Here is a 16,990-nt window from a genome sequence, read left to right as displayed (position 1 = left end):
TTTATCAAAAAGGGATGGGCGAATCCATCCCTTTTATTATGGCTGGATATTTTCAGCTTGTTTATTCCTCATCGACTTTGGTATATAAACGCAGAAAGGCTCACTCTCCAAGTAATCTCCTGTCATCGCATAGGCGCGCGAACGGGAGCCGCCGCAAACATAACGAAACTCACATTGGCCGCATTTTCCTTTATACATGTCAGGATTCCGCAACTCCTTGAAAATGGGTGATTCCCTGTATATTTCGGCAAGCGGCTGCTCGCGAATATTTCCTGCTTTCACCGGAAGCAGTCCGCTCGGATAGACATCGCCAATGTGTGAGATAAACATAAAGCCGTTGCCGTCATTGACGCCCTTCGGAGCTCGCCCCAAGCCGTCAATCGAACCAGTGAGCCCTTGATTGGTTAACGCATCTAAATATTGAATTTCGGCTGGTTTTGCCTTTGCTTCCCGTATTTTTTGCTGGATCACGACGCGCCGATAATGCTGGGCTGCTGTTGTTTTAATATCGAACTTGACCTTCTTGCTCAGCTGGTAAAGCCATGTAAATACCTTCTCATGTTCAACAGGCGAAATCATGTCCTTCTCCTGGCCTCTGCCAGTTGGGACGAGAAAAAAGACACTCCATAGCACGCACTGTAAATCTTCTACAAGCTTTGCCATTTCATCAAGGTAATCAATGTTATAACGCGAAATGACAGTATTGATTTGCACAGGTATCTCCAACTCATGCAGATACTTGATGCGTTCAAGCGTCAGGTCAAACGATCCCGCAGTCCCGCGGAAATGATCGTGCACCTCGGCAGTCGGGCCATCGAGGCTGAACGCCCATCTGGACAGGCCAACTTCTTTCGCTTTCTCAATCGCAGCCTTTGTGACATTGGGCGTTGCACTTGGAGTCATCGACACCCTTACCCCTTTACTAATTGCATAAGCAGCAATTTCAAAGACATCGTCACGCATGAGCGGATCACCGCCCGTAAAGACAAGAAGAGGGTTATTCATGTCGTAAATTTGGTCAATCAATGCTTTTCCTTCTTCGAAACTCAATTCGCGGGGATCCCTTTTATATTGTGCTTCGGCCCGGCAATGAAGGCATTTTAGCTGACAAGCTCGCGTTAACTCCCATATAACAATAAATGGATCTTTATTAAAATCTCTCGAAAACATATTTTTGCCACCTAACCTTTTCTGCTTCCCGGACTAAAGTACCACCGTCTTTTCTGCAAAATTTAACGGTGAGCCGGTGAAATAAGATAGCTTTCGAAAAGATTATAGGCGATTACCGAGTTAAAAAAAGTGAAATATCTCACAAGAAAACAGTTTTTTTTCGTACTTATGATATAATTTTGGTTGATTGGTTGAAGAACATAGGCAAATCTAAGAAAAGTACAAGCGATTTTTGAAAGGCAGAGTGCTATTAACAGCAAAATGTTGTATTTTATGCTTATAAAATTCCTTTTTACCTCTCTTTTGAATCAGTTCAATCAAATGACTTGTTTTTCGGGCTTAAATATCCCAATTTAAACCATATATTTCTATAATATGCTAATCACCATAGGTTATCCGGATTATTTACGCGAAAACCGAGGGGAATTAAGCGAAAGTGGACATTAATTAAGCGAAAAAATCAATAATTAAGCGAAAACCAGCTTTATTTAAGCGAACCTATTATTGAAAATCCTGTTCCTGCAAAATACCTTAGCGCAGTAGTATGCAAACTAAAAATTTTTACTTTACTTCAAAAAAAATCCAGCAGGAAAATTCCCTGCCGGAATTCTTTCTATTATTGAACGCCCAATGCGATTTTCGCGTATCTTGTCATCCGGTCCTTTGACCATGGCGGATTAAAGACAATGTTAACATCGACTTCTTTCACCTCAGGAATATCATCCAACGCCCGTTTTACTGAATCTATGATCGTGCCGGCAAGCGGGCAGCCCATTGAAGTGAGGGTCATGGTGATCGCTGTTTTTCCCTCTTCATCCATTTCCACGTCATAAACGAGCCCAAGGTTGACGATATCTACTCCAAGCTCAGGGTCAACAACAAGTTCAAGTGCACCATAAATACTGTCCTTCAATTCCTGATCCATTCTGCTTCACTCCTTCGCAGCTTTTTTTATCCGTACTGATATGATACCAGAGAAAGCATCATGTTTAAAAGCAGAAGCACTACAAGTAGGTTTCAAACCATTTAACCGTACTTGCGATTCCTTCCATGCTGACTTTGTGCTCCGCCTTTTCATCGCTGATAAATTTCAAACGGTCCGGTGCGTCTTGATAAGCCGGTTTCATTGATTCATAAAAATGATATGCCGGCTGATAAGGAACAACCGGGTCCTTTTTTCCGTGCCAGAATAATAACGGCCTTTGTTCAAGCTTTTCAGGCTGGGCACTTAAATCGTATTTTTGGAGATGGCTGAAGAGGCTGGCTATTTCATTCTCACTAAACGGGAAGCGAATTCCCCTTTTTTTCATTTCGTCCAATTGTGCGAGCGCAAACTGTTCATAATAAGGCATACCCATTAAGCTTACTGCTGTTTTAATCCAGGAGTATTGTGTCAATGCTCCCAATGTGACAATCGCTCCCATCGAGGTACCGGCAACGCCGATCCGCTCAACCTCAATATAATTTTTGCGCTCATAATATTCTTTAATAGTATTTAGCTCTTCAATCGTATTTAATACAATATCCCAAAACCTGAAGTTTAAGTTTTTGTCGCCTGATTCCTGTGCTCGTTCACCATGATGGATCGTTTCAGGCAAAACAACCCTGAAACCCTTCTGGGCCAGCAAATAGCCATAATGCAGATTTATTTCTTTTGCGCTTGTAAATCCGTGGACAAAAATAACCAACGGAAGCGATTTACTACTCTCGTCTTTTTTGGCTAAATGCAGAACGGGAATATTGCCAATACGCAGATTTTCAACAATAATCAACTCTAGAAACCCCCTGGACGATGAAACAAAAAAAGCTGTTCAAAGTGAATTTTTTTTACAACTTATCATGAAATTGATAACATAATAATAAAGGTAAATATAGTAAACCATTATAGAATGTAAATTCTTTCTATAAATTGAGTTTATCATGTAGACATTTTTTTTTCTAAAGCTTTACACTGAATAAAAGCATTTGTTTAATTGAAAAACGAATAACTATTTAATATCAAGACAGTGATAGCCGTTCAATACTCAATCGTCCTGCATGTTATGATAATTGCATTCGTTTTTCGGTCCAGCTTAATACATTGTGAAATTTACTCACTAAAAAAGAAATTCGCTCAAGAAGGAGACCATATGGCAGAGAGACATTTAATCGCTTTAGATCTTGATGGTACATTATTAAAGGATGATAAAACAATATCGGAAAAAACAAAAGGAGTGCTCAATAAGGCTCGCGAACAAGGCCATATCGTGATGATTGCAACCGGCAGGCCGTTTCGTTCAAGCGAGATTTATTACCACGAGCTTGGCCTTGATACGCCGATTGTCAACTTTAACGGTGCATTTATACACCACCCGCTTGATACAAAATGGGGAGTTTATCATTCACCAATGGATATCAGTGTCGCACAGGATATCGTTGAAGCGCTCGGTACTTTTCATTTTCACAACATTATAGCTGAAGTCATCGATGATGTGTTTATCCATTACCATGATGAAAAATTATTGGACGTGTTCAGCCTGGGAAATCCGAACGTTACAACCGGCGATTTACGGAGATTTTTAAAAGACTCGCCGACAAGCATGCTGATCCACACCGATGAAGAGCATGTCCGGACGATCAGGGACCACCTGTCAGATGTCCACGCCGAGGTAATTGACCATCGCCGTTGGGCCGCACCATGGCATGTGATTGAACTTGTCAAATTCGGCTTGAATAAAGCGGTCGGCTTAAAGAAAGCTTGCGATTATTTCCAAATCGCGCCCGAAAATGTTATTGCCTTTGGAGACGAGGATAACGATCTCGATATGCTTGAATTTGCCGGCAGGGGAATTGCGATGGGAAATGCAATTGACATTGTTAAAAACATCGCCAATGAAGTAACGTTGACGAACGAGGAAGATGGCATAGGCGTCTACCTGAACGATTTATTAAATTTAAAAGCATTATAATCTCACAGCCTGAAAAATTTTTAAAAAATTGGCTTTTAATCCTAGTTGTTTATGTATAACCGGAGCATACTAAAAATGAAGCAGCGAAGCTGTTTCATAGCTCGAAACTCGGATGGAGGGATTCGTATGGGTAAACACAATAAATCAAAACGCTTTGTGCAGTATGCAGTAGACACCGTATCTAAGCATGATGAACGCATCCCATTTCACACAACATACGCTGAAGCTGAGGCTCGCAAAATGGCGAATGTGAAAGAATCATCTCTCGGAGGAGTATAAGGTCAGCTGACAGCTGTTTTCTAGAAAGCCTGAATTGCTGCTAACACAAACAACATGCAAAAAAGCGGTTCCGATAAAGCGTTTTTCGGAACCGCTTTGTTTTATGGCTCTCGAAAACTTTCGAGAAGGACCGGATAATGATGGAACGTTTGCCCGCCTTGGTTCGTTCGTTCATAAAGGCTGGTGATAACGGAGCCATTTTTCGGGAGCTTATCTGCCGGTATACGGATGCTTAACTCGAATTTGGACCAATCCGGATATTCCGAGCCTGTTCTCATCGTTTGCTCTGTCACCAATTCATTATGGCCATCCTCTGCCGTATAAAAAAATTCACCCGTGCCGGGCCGCGCTTCCCCTGTAATCGTATAATTCCCTTTTACACCGGACGCTTTGATATTCCGAAAGACTGGATTTTCCATAGGAATGATAAGCTCAGCAGTTGCAGTTGGACGATCATTTACCGCACCGTTTATTTGTCTTGCTGTGATAGCTGCTTCCACTTTATAATTTCCAGCGGTGACCCGGACACCGTCCTGCTTATAGTTCCATTCTTCGGTCCATGAAACTGTTTCCTCCGGGTTTAATGTTAACGTTTGCAGCGCCTGCAGGAAAGAACGTCCCTCAGAATATTGGTAGACGACACCGCCGTTTTCATCTCTGACCAAAATATCGTATTTTTGTGAACTGGAAAATTCAAAATCCAACGGCTTTGACCCATCATTTTTTAAAATTAAAACAAATTCTGCCTTTTCGGGACCTCCGATTGCATGGACAAAAAATTGATAAGACCCCCCTGTTTCACTAAAGGCGTTCTTAGGCAAATAGGAAAGCAATAAGCAAAAGATTAGGATAAACATTTTTTTCATTGCGATGCCTCCAGATGACGCGACTTAATCCTTCCGGAACATTCCAAAAACTTCTGTCGTCTGAACAATATTGGTAAAGGCATGGGGATCAACTTCTTTAATAATCCGTTCGAGATCAAATAATTCATAGCGGGTAATGACAATAATCATCATTTCCTTGTTCTCGTTCGTAAATGCCCCTTTTGCCGATACTCTCGTAATGCCTCTGACCAGTTTTCCATGGATCGCTTCTTTCAGTTCTTCCGGCTTTTTCGTAATAATCATCACGGTCAGTTTCTGATGCCTTGTATGGATGGCATCGATTACCCTCGTTGAAGCATAAAGGGCAACCAGAGTGTAAAGCGCTTTTTCCCACCCATATAAAAAACCGGCTGATATTATAATGATGGCATTAAGGACAAAAAAATATGTACCGACTGGTTTATCTTTCATTCTTGACAACACCATCGCAACAATATCCATTCCGCCTGTTGAAGCACCCCATTTCAATGTCATCCCTACTCCAATAGCTGCGATAACCCCGCCAAACACAGCATTGAGGAGAATATCATCAGCCACTTCCTTAATCGGGAGCAGCTCAAGAAATAAAGACATTGACACGACACTGATAAAACTGTAGAGTGTAAACGTTTTTCCGACTTTTCTCCAGGCAAGAATGGTGACAGGTATGTTTAAAAGAAACAGCAAAATTCCTGTCGTCAGCGGCAGTGGCGTAATATCACTCAGTACTGTAGAGATCAGTTGGGCAACACCCGTGAAGCCACTTGCGTATACATTGGCAGGAATTAAAAAAAAGTTCATGGCAATCGCATTTAATAGCGCGCCAATCAGGACAACGAAACACTTCTTTGTATGTAATAGAACCATCATTTACCCCCTGTAAATTATCATCATAAACAATCCACTCAAAACAGACATATCTGCATAAATTTCATAAAGCATTTCTTTGAGTGAATTTCATAAAAGCATTCTTTAACTGAAAAACGAACGGTTATTTATAATTTAAGACAGTATTATTCGTTTCCTACGGCATACTCCTGTTAATTTAGACAACTTCATTCGTTTTTCGGTTTAGCTTGTTACATTGTGAAATTTACTCCTTTAATTGATAAACGAACAATTATTTAAAATTAAAACAGTATTCGTTCATACGGAATCCTGCTCGTTTATTAAGACAATTTAATGCGTTTTTCGGTTTAGCTTAATACATTGACAAATTTACGCACCTATTAAATCTTTACCCAATTTTGCTAATTCCCAATACAATTCATTGTATTTTTCCCATAAAAACGCTAAACTAAGTACATAAATTGGTCGAAAGAAGGTGATATCCATGACAGTAAAAATATTGGCTGACAGCGCGTGCGATTTACCTTTGCAGTTTTACGAGGAAAATGATGTTACCTTATTTCCGCTAAAGGTTCATTTAGCTGACAGGGAATATGAGGATCTGAAAACAATTGAGCCTAAGGCGGTTTATGATGCGATCCGCGATGGGCAACACCCAAAAACGTCCCAGGTTTCACCGCATGCGTTTAAAGAAGTATTTACCAGAATGGCCGAAAATAACGAAGATGGAATTTACATAGCGTTTTCTTCCCAGTTATCAGGTACCTATCAAACAGCCATGATGATCCTGGAACAAGTAAAAGAACAATATCCAAACTTTAATTTAACGATCGTCGATACAAAAGGTGCCTCACTGGGGTGTGGATTGGTTGTCGCCGAAGCAGCCTGGATGGCAAGTCAAGGCGTGCCAAAGGAAGCTATCTTGCGGGACATCGAATTTCGGGCCGGGCATATGGAGCATTTATTTACCGTTGATGATTTGGAATACTTGGCAAAAGGCGGCCGCGTTTCGAAAGCATCCGCGTTTCTTGGCGGCTTGTTAAACATCAAACCGCTTTTAAATGTCGAGGATGGCAAGCTGATCCCCCTTGAAAAGCTGCGCGGCAAGAAAAAACTGCTGCGCCGCATAATCGAAGTAATGCATGAACGCGGCGTACAATTGGGCACGCAAAAAATCGGAATCAGCCATGCCGATGATTTGGAAACAGCCGAGGAAATGAAAAAGCTTATTCAAGAAGAATTTGGTGCCAAAGATGTGATGATTACACCGATTGGTGCCGCTATCGGATCTCATACCGGTCCAGGTACTATCGCGATTTTCTTTTTAAATCAGCTTCCTGTGGACTAATACCTACTACTACTATGTATCGCAGACGATATACAATTATTCAATCTATGAAAAAAGGACAAGCTTCGGCACCATGCCGACTGCTTGTCCTTTTGCTTATTTTGACTGGCGGTCTTCGTCTTTTTTCAAATAGGTCCAGCCTTCTTCTTGATAAATCATGTCTTCTTTGATCAGTTTGCCGAGTGCCCTTTTAAAAGCAGCTTTGCTCATTTGGAAACGTTCAGTAATCTCGTCGGGCAGGCTTTTATCCCAGTATGGCATCGCGCCATTCCGAGAAACGAGATAGGCTAAAACGGTTTCTGCATCCTGATCCATCACATCGTGCTTCCTCTTCAATAAAGAAACGTTGACCGTTCCGTCTGCTTTGACATCGATAATTCGGCCTTCTACCCTTTCTCCAAGGCGTGGCTCTCTGCCCCGCTGCGATTCATGGATAAAGCCTTTAAAGCCATCAGCCGTATAGATCCAGCTGCCCACCTTGGCAGTCCTGTATATATGCCCCTGAATATTTTTATTGAAGTCTTCGTTGCCGGCTTTAACCGCTATTTCTTCAAAAACCTTGTCAGTTGCAAGGCGCGCATACAGGCGATTATTCCGATTGACCCGGATCGTCGCATAAACGAGATCCCCTTGTTTCGGCCAGACGCCTTTATGGGCGGGAAGATCTTCTTCCCCTAGCAGTAATTCTTTTTGGATGCCGATATCGAGAAAAACGCCCAAACCCGGATTGACATCAGTTACGGGCACCCATTCATAGCGTTCAACCTGTATAGCCGGGATTTTATCAGCGGCAGCGATTCTCCCTTGTGAGTCGGTGTAAAGAAATACTTCCAACTCATCTCCCTCTTCGTATGATTGTTTTGCTTCATTCTTATGCAATAGCACATCTTCTTCTCCATCTGTTAAAAAGAATCCGAACTCCGATGTTCTAGCCACCTTTAATAACGCTGTCCGGCCCAAGTTTTCTGTTAAAGACAAGATAATTCCTCCTAATTGTCTTTCTTTTCCGCACCTTAACCAAGCACATAGTTGTTTAGACTGCTATATTTTACTATAATGAACCCATAAAGAAAAATGTTATCGGAGGTTATTATGTCAAAAGAAAGTTCATTTGATATTGTGTCCAAGGTGGAGATGTCCGAAGTCACGAATGCGATCAATATTGCCTTGAAGGAAATTCAAACACGCTACGATTTTAAAGGAAGCAAAAGTGACTTATCACTTGATAAAGAAGAGCTTGTGCTTGTTTCGGATGATGAATATAAGTTAGGCCAATTAAAAGACGTGCTTTTAAGCAAAATGATTAAGCGGGGCATTCCCATCAAAAATCTCGATTATGGAAAAATCGAAAATGCCTCAGGAGGAACAGTGCGCCAACGGGCCAAGCTTGTCCAGGGAATTGACAAAGAAAATGCCAAGATAATTAATACGATTATTAAAAACAGCGGTGTAAAGGTTAAGAGCCAGGTCCAAGACGACCAGGTCAGGGTCACCGGAAAAAACCGTGACGACCTGCAGCAGATCATTGCAGCAATCCGTGAAGCAGATTTAACCGTCGATGTGCAGTTTGTTAATTATCGATAATAAGTTAATCAGGAAAGTGGCTATTACAGCCACTTTTTGATTTCAAACATAAAATATATAATATAAAGCTACAACTTGGATTCGGGTTGGACTGTGCTTTCTATAACAGAAAATGGTATGCTTTAGATAGGGGATATCAACTCGTTTTAAATCCATAGCGAAGGAGGGTATGAATATGAAAGACAGGGGTACAACTACTTCTCGAACAAGAGAACAACACAGAAATGCACACGCTTTGGCAAGACAAATCATCAATCATCCCCGATTAAAAGGTAAACTATATGGAAAACACTTTGCGAGAACCGCCGTTGAAATTGAAGTTGTGACAGTAAAAGACCAAACACCCAAAGAGGTCCTTTACACAAAAACTAGCTGGCAGTGCCAGACACTTTAGCATAGAAGGCCTAAGAGAAGCAGACCGAATTGCAAACCGTGAAGATTGGGAGGAAGATGTCAAGTGACCACAAAGGTGTTAATTGACAATAACATCTGGGCTGCTGATGAAAAGGGATATCCAGAAGTAGTAGATTACATTGAGCAGCTCTTAGAGGATGAGTCTGATGCTGAAATATATATGACACGAATCATTGAAATGGAATTACTGTCCTATAATCATTGTTACATAGAATTGTTTTTTCTCGAACTCTAATTGGCCAGCGCCTGGTAATTAACCAATAGTATATATATTTTTTGTCCCCATTAATTCTCTCCGAATACATGGATTTAAAATTATATGTGTCCCTATTTTTCTTAAAGTTCCTCCCGTTAATTCACATAAATTTCACTTTCAGCGATCTCTGCAAATATTTTCCAGGTTTTCCCTCCATACTAAAATGGAATTAATTATATATAGACGAATAATTGGAGGGAATTTAATGAGCAGCCAAAACGAACAAAAAAATACTTTTCCGCCCCAGCACCAGGATCACCAGCCAGGTACAGAGGATGAAATGCATCCTGAACCGATTTCTGTTGACGACAATTATAAAGGAGCAGGTAAACTGAACGATAAAGTAGCCCTTATTACAGGTGGAGACAGCGGCATCGGCAAATCGGTCGCTATTTATTTTGCGAAAGAAGGAGCCAATGTCGCAATCGTTTATTTGGAAGAAACGGAGGATGCCCGGGAAACAAGGCAACTTGTCGAAGCGGAAGGCCGGGAATGCTTGCTAATAGCCGGAGATATTGGTGATGAAAGCTTTTGTAAGGATGCAGTCAGCAAAACACTTGACCTGTTTGGCAAGATTGATATTCTCGTTAACAATGCAGCAGAACAACACCCTCAAAACAGCTTGCTCGACATTTCGTCAGAGCAGCTTGAACGAACTTTCCGAACCAATATTTTTTCGATTTTCTATTTGACAAAGGCGGTACTTCCCCACTTGCAAAAGGGAAGTACGATCATTAATACAGCATCAATCACCGCCTATCAGGGAAACAAACAGCTTATTGACTATTCATCCACAAAAGGGGCAATCGTGTCCTTCACAAGATCGCTCGCCCTGTCTCTTGATGATAAAGGGATCAGGGTGAATGGAGTGGCACCGGGGCCAATTTGGACACCGCTTATTCCGTCGACTTTTACAAAAGAAAAAGTCGCCAAGTTCGGTGCCAATACACCGATGGGCAGAGCCGGCCAGCCATATGAGCTTGCACCCAGCTATGTTTATCTCGCCAGTGACGACTCAACTTATGTCAGCGGCCAAATTATCCATGTTAACGGCGGAACGATTGTGAACGGGTGACACTGGCAGTGCTGGTCAGTATTTTGTGCAAAAAAAGCAGTGGGGCTGTCGCTCCGCTGCTTTAAATAATGATCCGGTTATTGATTTTGGGCTGGCCGCAAGAAGATCTGATCATAAGTTCATGCGGGATAATAATTCTTTTCACTGGTTCTTTCGGGTTTTCAATTTTTTCAATCAAGCTCCGCGCTGCTTCATATCCGAGTGCGAATATATTGATATCGACAGACGTTAACGGGGGCCGGGACATCTCCGACAGCAAAACATTGTTAAAGCTGATAATCGACATATCATCCGGAACGCTGATGCCCATTTCATCGAAGGTATTCAAAATACCTAAAGCCATTAAATCATCGGCAACAACAAGGGCTGTTGGCTGTTTTTCGAGGGAGATAAGTGCATTGACTGCTTCCTGACCGCCTTCTCGTAAAAACTCCTCATGGATGATGTATTCATTGGCAAGAGATATCCCTGCCTCACGGAGCGCCTTTTCATATCCTAGCAGACGGTCCACCGTTACAACAAGGTTCAAATTGCCGCCGACAAAGCCGATTCGCTCATGGCCGAGTGAGATTAAGTACTCTGTAGCCTCTTTCGCGGCGCGAAAATTATCATTATCGACATGGGTAATTTCTTCGACGTTTTTGAAAGGTTTGCCAATCACAACAAACGGAAACTTTTGGTCCTGCAAATAGGTGAGCACTTTGTCTTCTACTTTTGAATAAAGAAGAGCAACGCCGTCAACCCGTCGCCCCTGCACCATTTGAACGACTCCTTCAAAAATTTGTTCCTCCGTTTTGCCAGTTGTCATCGTTAGGGCGTATTGGTTTTCATGAGCGCCTTCACTCAACCCTCTTAACACGGTTGGGAAAAACGGGTTTTGAAAAACAACATCGGTTGAACTTGGCATCACCAGGCCAATTGCTTGAGTATACTGGCTTGCCAGGCTTCTCGCTATAAAGTTCGGATGATAACCGAGCTGCTCCATTGCTTTGCGGACCTTTTTCTTTGTTTTTTCGCTGATTCGCGGACTATTTGCAATAACACGCGAAACCGTTGACGGTGCTACCTTTGCAAGCTTGGCGACGTCTTTAATTGTAACAGCCATTCTATCACCCTCCCTCGGAAGCCGTTATTCCGTTAGTTATATTATAATTGAAATGTAAACATTTGTTCGTTCTTTTTTATCGCTGATTTTACGATACCGTTTACTGAAACAGAAATATTGTCGCACACACCGTGAATAACCAACTCAACAGTCTTCCAATCAGGCTGGAATTTTCCTCTATCTGTTATGGTAAGGTCGACTTTTCCATCCTGGCATATAACGTTCATTTCTTTCGTAAGGCATTTCCCATTCTCGTAATCGAAGCTGATGCCATCATCCTGATAAAGCTTGAATGAGTAATCGGTACAGTCTCCATAGTACAAATGAACGGTTAACTTCTCGTCTTTCATTTCAGTAGTTTGCTTCAGTTCACCTTGAACGACAAGCGATCCCTTTTTTATAAATACCGGCAGCACATCGAGCTCTGCCTTTATTAAGTGATGCTGCTCTCCCGCCCATTCCTCGCCTGTCCAATAATCGATCCATTGCCCCTCAGGGAGATAAACAGCGCGGTGTTCTATACCCGGCTGCATGATTGGTGCAACAATCACATTATCGCCAACCATAAATTGATCTGACAGCTGATATGTGTTGGCATCATGCGGGTATTCGAACATTAATGGGCGCATCACCGGCGTTCCGCTTCGATGTGCCTCCGCAAACAAAGAATAAAGATGCGGAAGCCACTGGTAGCGAATTTCAATATATTTCTTAATAATTTTTTCGTATTTTTCGCCAAACGACCACGGCTCCTGCCTTGCAAAGCCGATTGCACTGTGATTGCGGAAATACGGTGTAAAGGCGCCAACCTGCGTCCAACGCGTGAGAAGTTCTCCATTGGAATCATGGGCAAAACCACCGACATCAGGACCTGCAAAAGGAATTCCCGATAATCCGAGATTCATAACCATCGGCAGCGACAGTTGCAAATGCTCCCAGAAGCTGCGGTTATCCCCGGTCCATACAGCTGCATAGCGCTGCACGCCAGCAAAGCCCGCCCGCGTCAGCAAAAACGGCCGCAAACCTTCCAGCTGGTTTTTCATGCCGGTGTAGGTTGCCTTCCCCATCATAAGTCCATAAAGATTGTGCAATTCACGATGGGTCTTCGGATCACCTTCGTTTTCATGAATGACTTTCAGATCCATCGTTTTCGTTTCGTTAAAGACGGCCGGTTCATTCATATCATTCCATATGCCTTCAATTCCTAAATTCGTGTAAAATTCGTGTTTTTCTCCCCACCATTTACGGACTCTGGAGCTTGTAAAATCAGGGAAAGCACTATTTCCCGGCCATACATCACCTAAGTAAATTTTTCCTTCGATGTACTTGCAAAAGTGGCCGCCCTGGACTCCTTCTTGATAGATCTTGTACTCAGGGTCCTCTTTAACACCCGGATCGACAATCGGAATGACGCGTATACCTTTTTCTTTTAGGTCACTGACAAGCTGGGCTGGTTTCGGAAACCGGGCGCGATCAAAGGTAAACACGCGATATTCGTTCATATAATGAATGTCTAAATAGATGACATCAAGCGGGATACCCTTTTCAAGAAAAGTATTTGCAAGCTCCCGCACTTCCTGCTCCGACTCGTAGCTGTAGCGCGATTGATGATAGCCGATTGCCCATTTCGGAGGAATCGGAATCCGGCCGGTTAAGGCCGTATATTGCTCAAGCACATCCTTTGGCTCAGGACCTGACATAACGTAATAATCGATTTGTCCTCCTTCTGCGCCAAAAGAATAACCATCTTTTTCAGTCTTAAAATCAAAAGTAGTTTTAAAGGTGTTATCAAAAAATAGTCCATGAGCACTGCCGTTTCTCAGCGTCATAAAATAAGGAATTGATTGATATAACGGATCTGTCTCGGGATTATGGGGTGCATAGACATCAGTGTTCCACATCGTCATTTTTTCGCCGCGTTTATCAAGAAAACCAGTCTTTTCACCAAATCCGTAAAAATGGTCTGCCACGTCCATCTCTTTAAAGCAAATCACTTCATTCGAATGATTATAGCCCATTCCTTTTGCCGCTTCCCGTATAAGTACGTTCCCGTCCTGATCAGACACAGTGAGTCTCACTGGGTTCTTTTTTATCTGAACGGTCAACTTTGCTGATTGCAAAAGTATATCTTCGTCTGCGTCTTCTGCTAAAAAATCAACACTCTCTGGTTCTGCAATTAGAGCCGGGCTGCTTGCAAGTGTTGTATCCCCAAACGGGTTTAAGACAAAGCGAACAATATCAGCACGATAAAAGACGATCTTCAAATCCCCTGATTCGGTTTGAACGGTTGCTCCATTGGCTGTTTGTTCAAATTTGATGACTTTTCCAATATCATTAAAATTACGATTTTTCACTTGCTTTTTTTGGCCAGGGTGAATAGCAAAACTAGTGTCTTCAAGCATCTCTCCGCCTCCTCATGCCATTCTAACAGGCTGTTATTAAGATGAGTTTCTGTCAGATCGATCGCTCCCTGATAAGTCCGCGTTGCGGCAACAAATCACCGGTGTGCAGGTTTAATTTGCAGGGTGACACTGCTTTACCATCCCTGCCTAGGAGCTTTTTCTTCTCGATCTCTTCCAGACTAAAATAATAAATACGAGGAACGCTGCATAGACAGCACCCATAACTGTGAGATAAGGAATATTTAAACCGGTTTTTTCTGTTAAAAAGTAGATTTCCGCTTCTTCCCGGTCGAGGACGAGTTTATATTGTCCTTCACTGCTCTTAATCAGGTCGCCATTCAACAGACCTCTTAACTCTTTGTCCGCATCAAGACTGCTCTCCTCCAGCTCAGCTGACTTTGTTTCAGAGCTGTTATTAATCGCAATCACCGACGTTTCGTCACCCGAGGTCCGCTTATAAACAACCATTCCTTTGTCTTCAAATAAAAGCTCGATCGTTCCTCTTGTTAAAGATGGATATTGATCGCGCAATTCGCCCAATTTTGTAATATAGTCAACTAATTCTTTATCTGTCCGGAAATCCATTTGCCTGTGATTATCTGGTTCGTCTCCGCCGTCAAGGGCAATCTCACTTCCGTAATAAACAATCGGAATTCCGGGCGTTGTGTATAGATAGGTTAAAGCAAGCTTCCATCTCGGGCCGGGATGAATCTCATTTTTGATAATATCCCGCGTGAAGCGGGCTGTCTGATCATTATCCATAAAAGTTCCCATTAAATATGGGTTATCATAGCTTTCCTGATGTTGCTCCCACGCGCTGAAAAGTGTGCCGAGTGACTGATCGGGCTTGGAAAATGCCTTTCTCAAGTAATTATTCAACGGATAATCAACAAAGCCATCAATACCTGTTTTTTTATATTCAGCAATTTCATTTGGATCGTCAGATGATATTTCACCGATTAAATAAAAATCTTCTTTTTTCTGTTTTACTTCTTTGGCAAAATCCTCCCAGAAGCTGATCGGCACATGATCAACAGCATCAAGGCCATAACCGTCAATGTCCGTCTCTTCAATCCACCAGGTAGCAGCATCCAACAAGTATTTTCTCACTTCAGGATGATCCTGATCAAGATCAGGCATGCCATTTAACTGGCCATTTTCCCGCGCTTCCTTGTCTTCGACATTTACAATTTCCTGCTTTTGTTGAAACCAATCCTGTTTTTCCGGATCGTTCGTCCATTCATGATTCGGCCCAACCTGATTAACGACAAAATCCAAAATAATTTTCATATCTCGATCATGTGCTTCTTTAACAAGCTGTTTAAACTCGTTTATCGTTCCGAAATGTTCTTCTGTTTTATAAAAGTCATTAATCAAGTAACCGTGATAGCCGCCCGCTTCATTATCAAATACAGGGGTAAGACGTAAAGCTGTAAATCCCATCTCTTTTAAATAATCAAGCCTGTCGATAATTCCTTTGAAATCGCCGCCATGGTATGCCATCGGACCATCGGCATCGACAACAAAATCATTGTTGGAATCAATATTGCTAAATCGGTCAACCATTATATAATAAATGGTCTCATCCTGCCATTTGCGCTCTTCTTTTTCAACCGCTCCTGCCGGAAAGGCGTAAAAAAGAACAAACGGAATTAAGATAAGAGTGAAAAGATACTTGTTCGTTTTCATCTCCGTTTCCTCCTTAAAGTCGTCTCAAGCTGCGCAGTCTAACGTGAAATCCGCTTTTCAACATTTAAGCAGAAATCCGTGGCTGCCAGTGGGCTTTTCTCTATGAGCTTGCCGGCATTAACCGGCAATCACGCCGCAGCTTTTATATCCGCCTTTAAGATTAGCCTTTTGTTCCCCCTGCCGTCAAACCGGAAACGAAGTATTTTTGGAACATCAGGAAAAGGATTGCAATCGGAATCGCGATTAATACAGAACCTGCCGCAAATTTGGTAAATTCGTTCCCAAATTGCTTGGCCACCATTTCATACAAACCAACAGTCATTGTAAATTTCTCATTTGTTCGGAGCAAAACTCTCGCCAGGATAAAATCGCCCAAAGGAGCGATGAAGGAAAACAGCGCCACAACGGAAATGATAGGTTTTGCAAGCGGCAAAACGATTTGCCAAAAAACGCGCAGATGCCCTGCTCCATCCATCTTCGCCGACTCATCAAGTTCTTTCGGAATCGTGTCCAAATAGCCCTTCATCAGCCAGGTGTTCATCGGGATTTGCCCGCCTACATAAACAAGAATGAGACCAAGGTGAGTATCGATCAGTTCGGTTCTTGTCGCTAACACAAAGATAGCAATTAAGGCTGCGAAATTGGGAATCATTTGCAATATCAAAAACGTTATTAAGCCATTTTTCCTGCCAACAAATCGGTAGCGGGAAAATGAATAGGCTGTTAAAGATACAGTAATCACGGTAAGAACCATTGTTGAAATACTAATTTTAAGTGAATTCATATACCAGTGTACATAGTTGGACTTATCTGTATCAAAAAGATATTGGTAATGTACGATCGTCGGATTTTCCGGAAACATCTTCGACCCTGATAAGCTTTGCCCGGGATTGAAGGACGAGCCGATTACCCAAAGAAGTGGATAGATAATGATGAAAGACATTAACGCAATCACAGTGTACGTCAGCGTCAGGCGGATAATTTTACTTTTCTTCATGCTCATCG

At 42.2% G+C, this 16,990-nt stretch carries 17 protein-coding genes; 7 read left to right on the top strand and 10 right to left on the bottom strand.

Annotated elements, in window-relative coordinates:
• Positions 1 to 36: 36 nt before the first annotated feature.
• From CU635_RS12495 to CU635_RS12485, 3 genes are all read right to left on the bottom strand, one after another.
• Positions 37 to 1,170 (bottom strand): TIGR04053 family radical SAM/SPASM domain-containing protein, encoded by a 1,134-nt coding sequence (locus CU635_RS12495; protein WP_101577711.1) that lies wholly within the window; start codon positions 1,168 to 1,170, stop codon positions 37 to 39.
• A 616-nt stretch (positions 1,171 to 1,786) separates the two neighbouring features.
• Positions 1,787 to 2,095: a metal-sulfur cluster assembly factor gene (locus tag CU635_RS12490; RefSeq protein WP_101577710.1), complete on the bottom strand. Its 309-nt coding sequence runs from the start codon at positions 2,093 to 2,095 to the stop codon at positions 1,787 to 1,789.
• 79 nt (positions 2,096 to 2,174) lie between these two features.
• A complete protein-coding gene (locus CU635_RS12485; protein WP_101577709.1) occupies positions 2,175 to 2,942 on the bottom strand; it encodes a prolyl oligopeptidase family serine peptidase in 768 nt (255 codons plus the stop codon).
• Positions 2,943 to 3,299: 357 nt separating this feature from the next.
• On the opposite strand from CU635_RS12485, the gene CU635_RS12480 reads away from it, so the two are divergent.
• Positions 3,300 to 4,118, top strand: coding sequence for a Cof-type HAD-IIB family hydrolase (locus CU635_RS12480; RefSeq protein WP_101577708.1), 819 nt, complete (start codon positions 3,300 to 3,302; stop codon positions 4,116 to 4,118).
• Positions 4,119 to 4,244: 126 nt separating this feature from the next.
• Positions 4,245 to 4,397 (top strand): hypothetical protein, encoded by a 153-nt coding sequence (locus CU635_RS23360; RefSeq protein WP_180955505.1) that lies wholly within the window; start codon positions 4,245 to 4,247, stop codon positions 4,395 to 4,397.
• 101 nt (positions 4,398 to 4,498) lie between these two features.
• On the opposite strand, the gene CU635_RS12475 is transcribed toward CU635_RS23360, so the two are convergent.
• Together CU635_RS12475 and CU635_RS12470 are read right to left on the bottom strand one after the other, a co-directional pair.
• On the bottom strand, positions 4,499 to 5,263 hold the full coding sequence (locus CU635_RS12475; protein ID WP_101577707.1) for a BsuPI-related putative proteinase inhibitor: 765 nt from the start codon (positions 5,261 to 5,263) through the stop codon (positions 4,499 to 4,501).
• Positions 5,264 to 5,287: 24 nt separating this feature from the next.
• A complete protein-coding gene (locus tag CU635_RS12470) occupies positions 5,288 to 6,130 on the bottom strand; it encodes a YitT family protein (RefSeq protein WP_101577706.1) in 843 nt (280 codons plus the stop codon).
• Between the two features lie 466 nt (positions 6,131 to 6,596).
• Between CU635_RS12470 and CU635_RS12465 the strand changes: the two genes are divergently transcribed.
• The gene (locus tag CU635_RS12465; RefSeq protein WP_101577705.1) at positions 6,597 to 7,460 is read left to right on the top strand and encodes a DegV family protein; all 864 of its coding nucleotides are present in this window, start codon (positions 6,597 to 6,599) and stop codon (positions 7,458 to 7,460) included.
• A 96-nt stretch (positions 7,461 to 7,556) separates the two neighbouring features.
• On the opposite strand, the gene CU635_RS12460 is transcribed toward CU635_RS12465, so the two are convergent.
• A complete protein-coding gene (locus CU635_RS12460) occupies positions 7,557 to 8,438 on the bottom strand; it encodes a CvfB family protein (protein ID WP_101577704.1) in 882 nt (293 codons plus the stop codon).
• Between the two features lie 114 nt (positions 8,439 to 8,552).
• On the opposite strand from CU635_RS12460, the gene CU635_RS12455 reads away from it, so the two are divergent.
• The 4 genes from CU635_RS12455 to CU635_RS12440 all read left to right on the top strand — a co-directional run bounded on the left by CU635_RS12455 (position 8,553) and on the right by CU635_RS12440 (position 10,789).
• Positions 8,553 to 9,044 (top strand): YajQ family cyclic di-GMP-binding protein, encoded by a 492-nt coding sequence (locus tag CU635_RS12455; protein ID WP_101577703.1) that lies wholly within the window; start codon positions 8,553 to 8,555, stop codon positions 9,042 to 9,044.
• 175 nt (positions 9,045 to 9,219) lie between these two features.
• Complete coding sequence (locus CU635_RS12450; RefSeq protein ID WP_101577702.1) at positions 9,220 to 9,438, top strand: hypothetical protein; 219 nt, start codon at positions 9,220 to 9,222, stop codon at positions 9,436 to 9,438.
• A 63-nt stretch (positions 9,439 to 9,501) separates the two neighbouring features.
• Positions 9,502 to 9,693, top strand: a complete 192-nt coding sequence (locus CU635_RS12445; RefSeq protein WP_101577701.1) for a hypothetical protein — start codon at positions 9,502 to 9,504, stop codon at positions 9,691 to 9,693.
• Between the two features lie 226 nt (positions 9,694 to 9,919).
• A complete protein-coding gene (locus CU635_RS12440) occupies positions 9,920 to 10,789 on the top strand; it encodes an SDR family oxidoreductase (RefSeq protein ID WP_101577700.1) in 870 nt (289 codons plus the stop codon).
• Positions 10,790 to 10,850: 61 nt separating this feature from the next.
• Here the strand turns inward: CU635_RS12440 and CU635_RS12435 are convergent, their stop codons facing one another.
• The 4 genes from CU635_RS12435 to CU635_RS12420 all read right to left on the bottom strand — a co-directional run bounded on the left by CU635_RS12435 (position 10,851) and on the right by CU635_RS12420 (position 16,988).
• Positions 10,851 to 11,894: a LacI family DNA-binding transcriptional regulator gene (locus CU635_RS12435; protein WP_101577699.1), complete on the bottom strand. Its 1,044-nt coding sequence runs from the start codon at positions 11,892 to 11,894 to the stop codon at positions 10,851 to 10,853.
• A 41-nt stretch (positions 11,895 to 11,935) separates the two neighbouring features.
• Positions 11,936 to 14,296: a glycoside hydrolase family 31 protein gene (locus CU635_RS12430; protein WP_101577698.1), complete on the bottom strand. Its 2,361-nt coding sequence runs from the start codon at positions 14,294 to 14,296 to the stop codon at positions 11,936 to 11,938.
• A 147-nt stretch (positions 14,297 to 14,443) separates the two neighbouring features.
• Positions 14,444 to 15,985 carry an alpha-amylase family glycosyl hydrolase gene (locus CU635_RS12425; protein WP_101577697.1) on the bottom strand — a complete coding sequence of 514 codons (1,542 nt, stop codon included), beginning with the start codon at positions 15,983 to 15,985 and terminating at the stop codon, positions 14,444 to 14,446.
• Positions 15,986 to 16,145: 160 nt separating this feature from the next.
• Positions 16,146 to 16,988 carry a sugar ABC transporter permease gene (locus tag CU635_RS12420; protein WP_101577696.1) on the bottom strand — a complete coding sequence of 281 codons (843 nt, stop codon included), beginning with the start codon at positions 16,986 to 16,988 and terminating at the stop codon, positions 16,146 to 16,148.
• Between the last annotated feature and the right edge of the window lie 2 nt (positions 16,989 to 16,990).

This window comes from Bacillus canaveralius (assembly GCF_002860125.1).
GTDB lineage: Bacteria > Bacillota > Bacilli > Bacillales > Cytobacillaceae > Bacillus_BJ > Bacillus_BJ canaveralius.
This window is presented reverse-complemented; position numbering and strand designations above follow the sequence as displayed.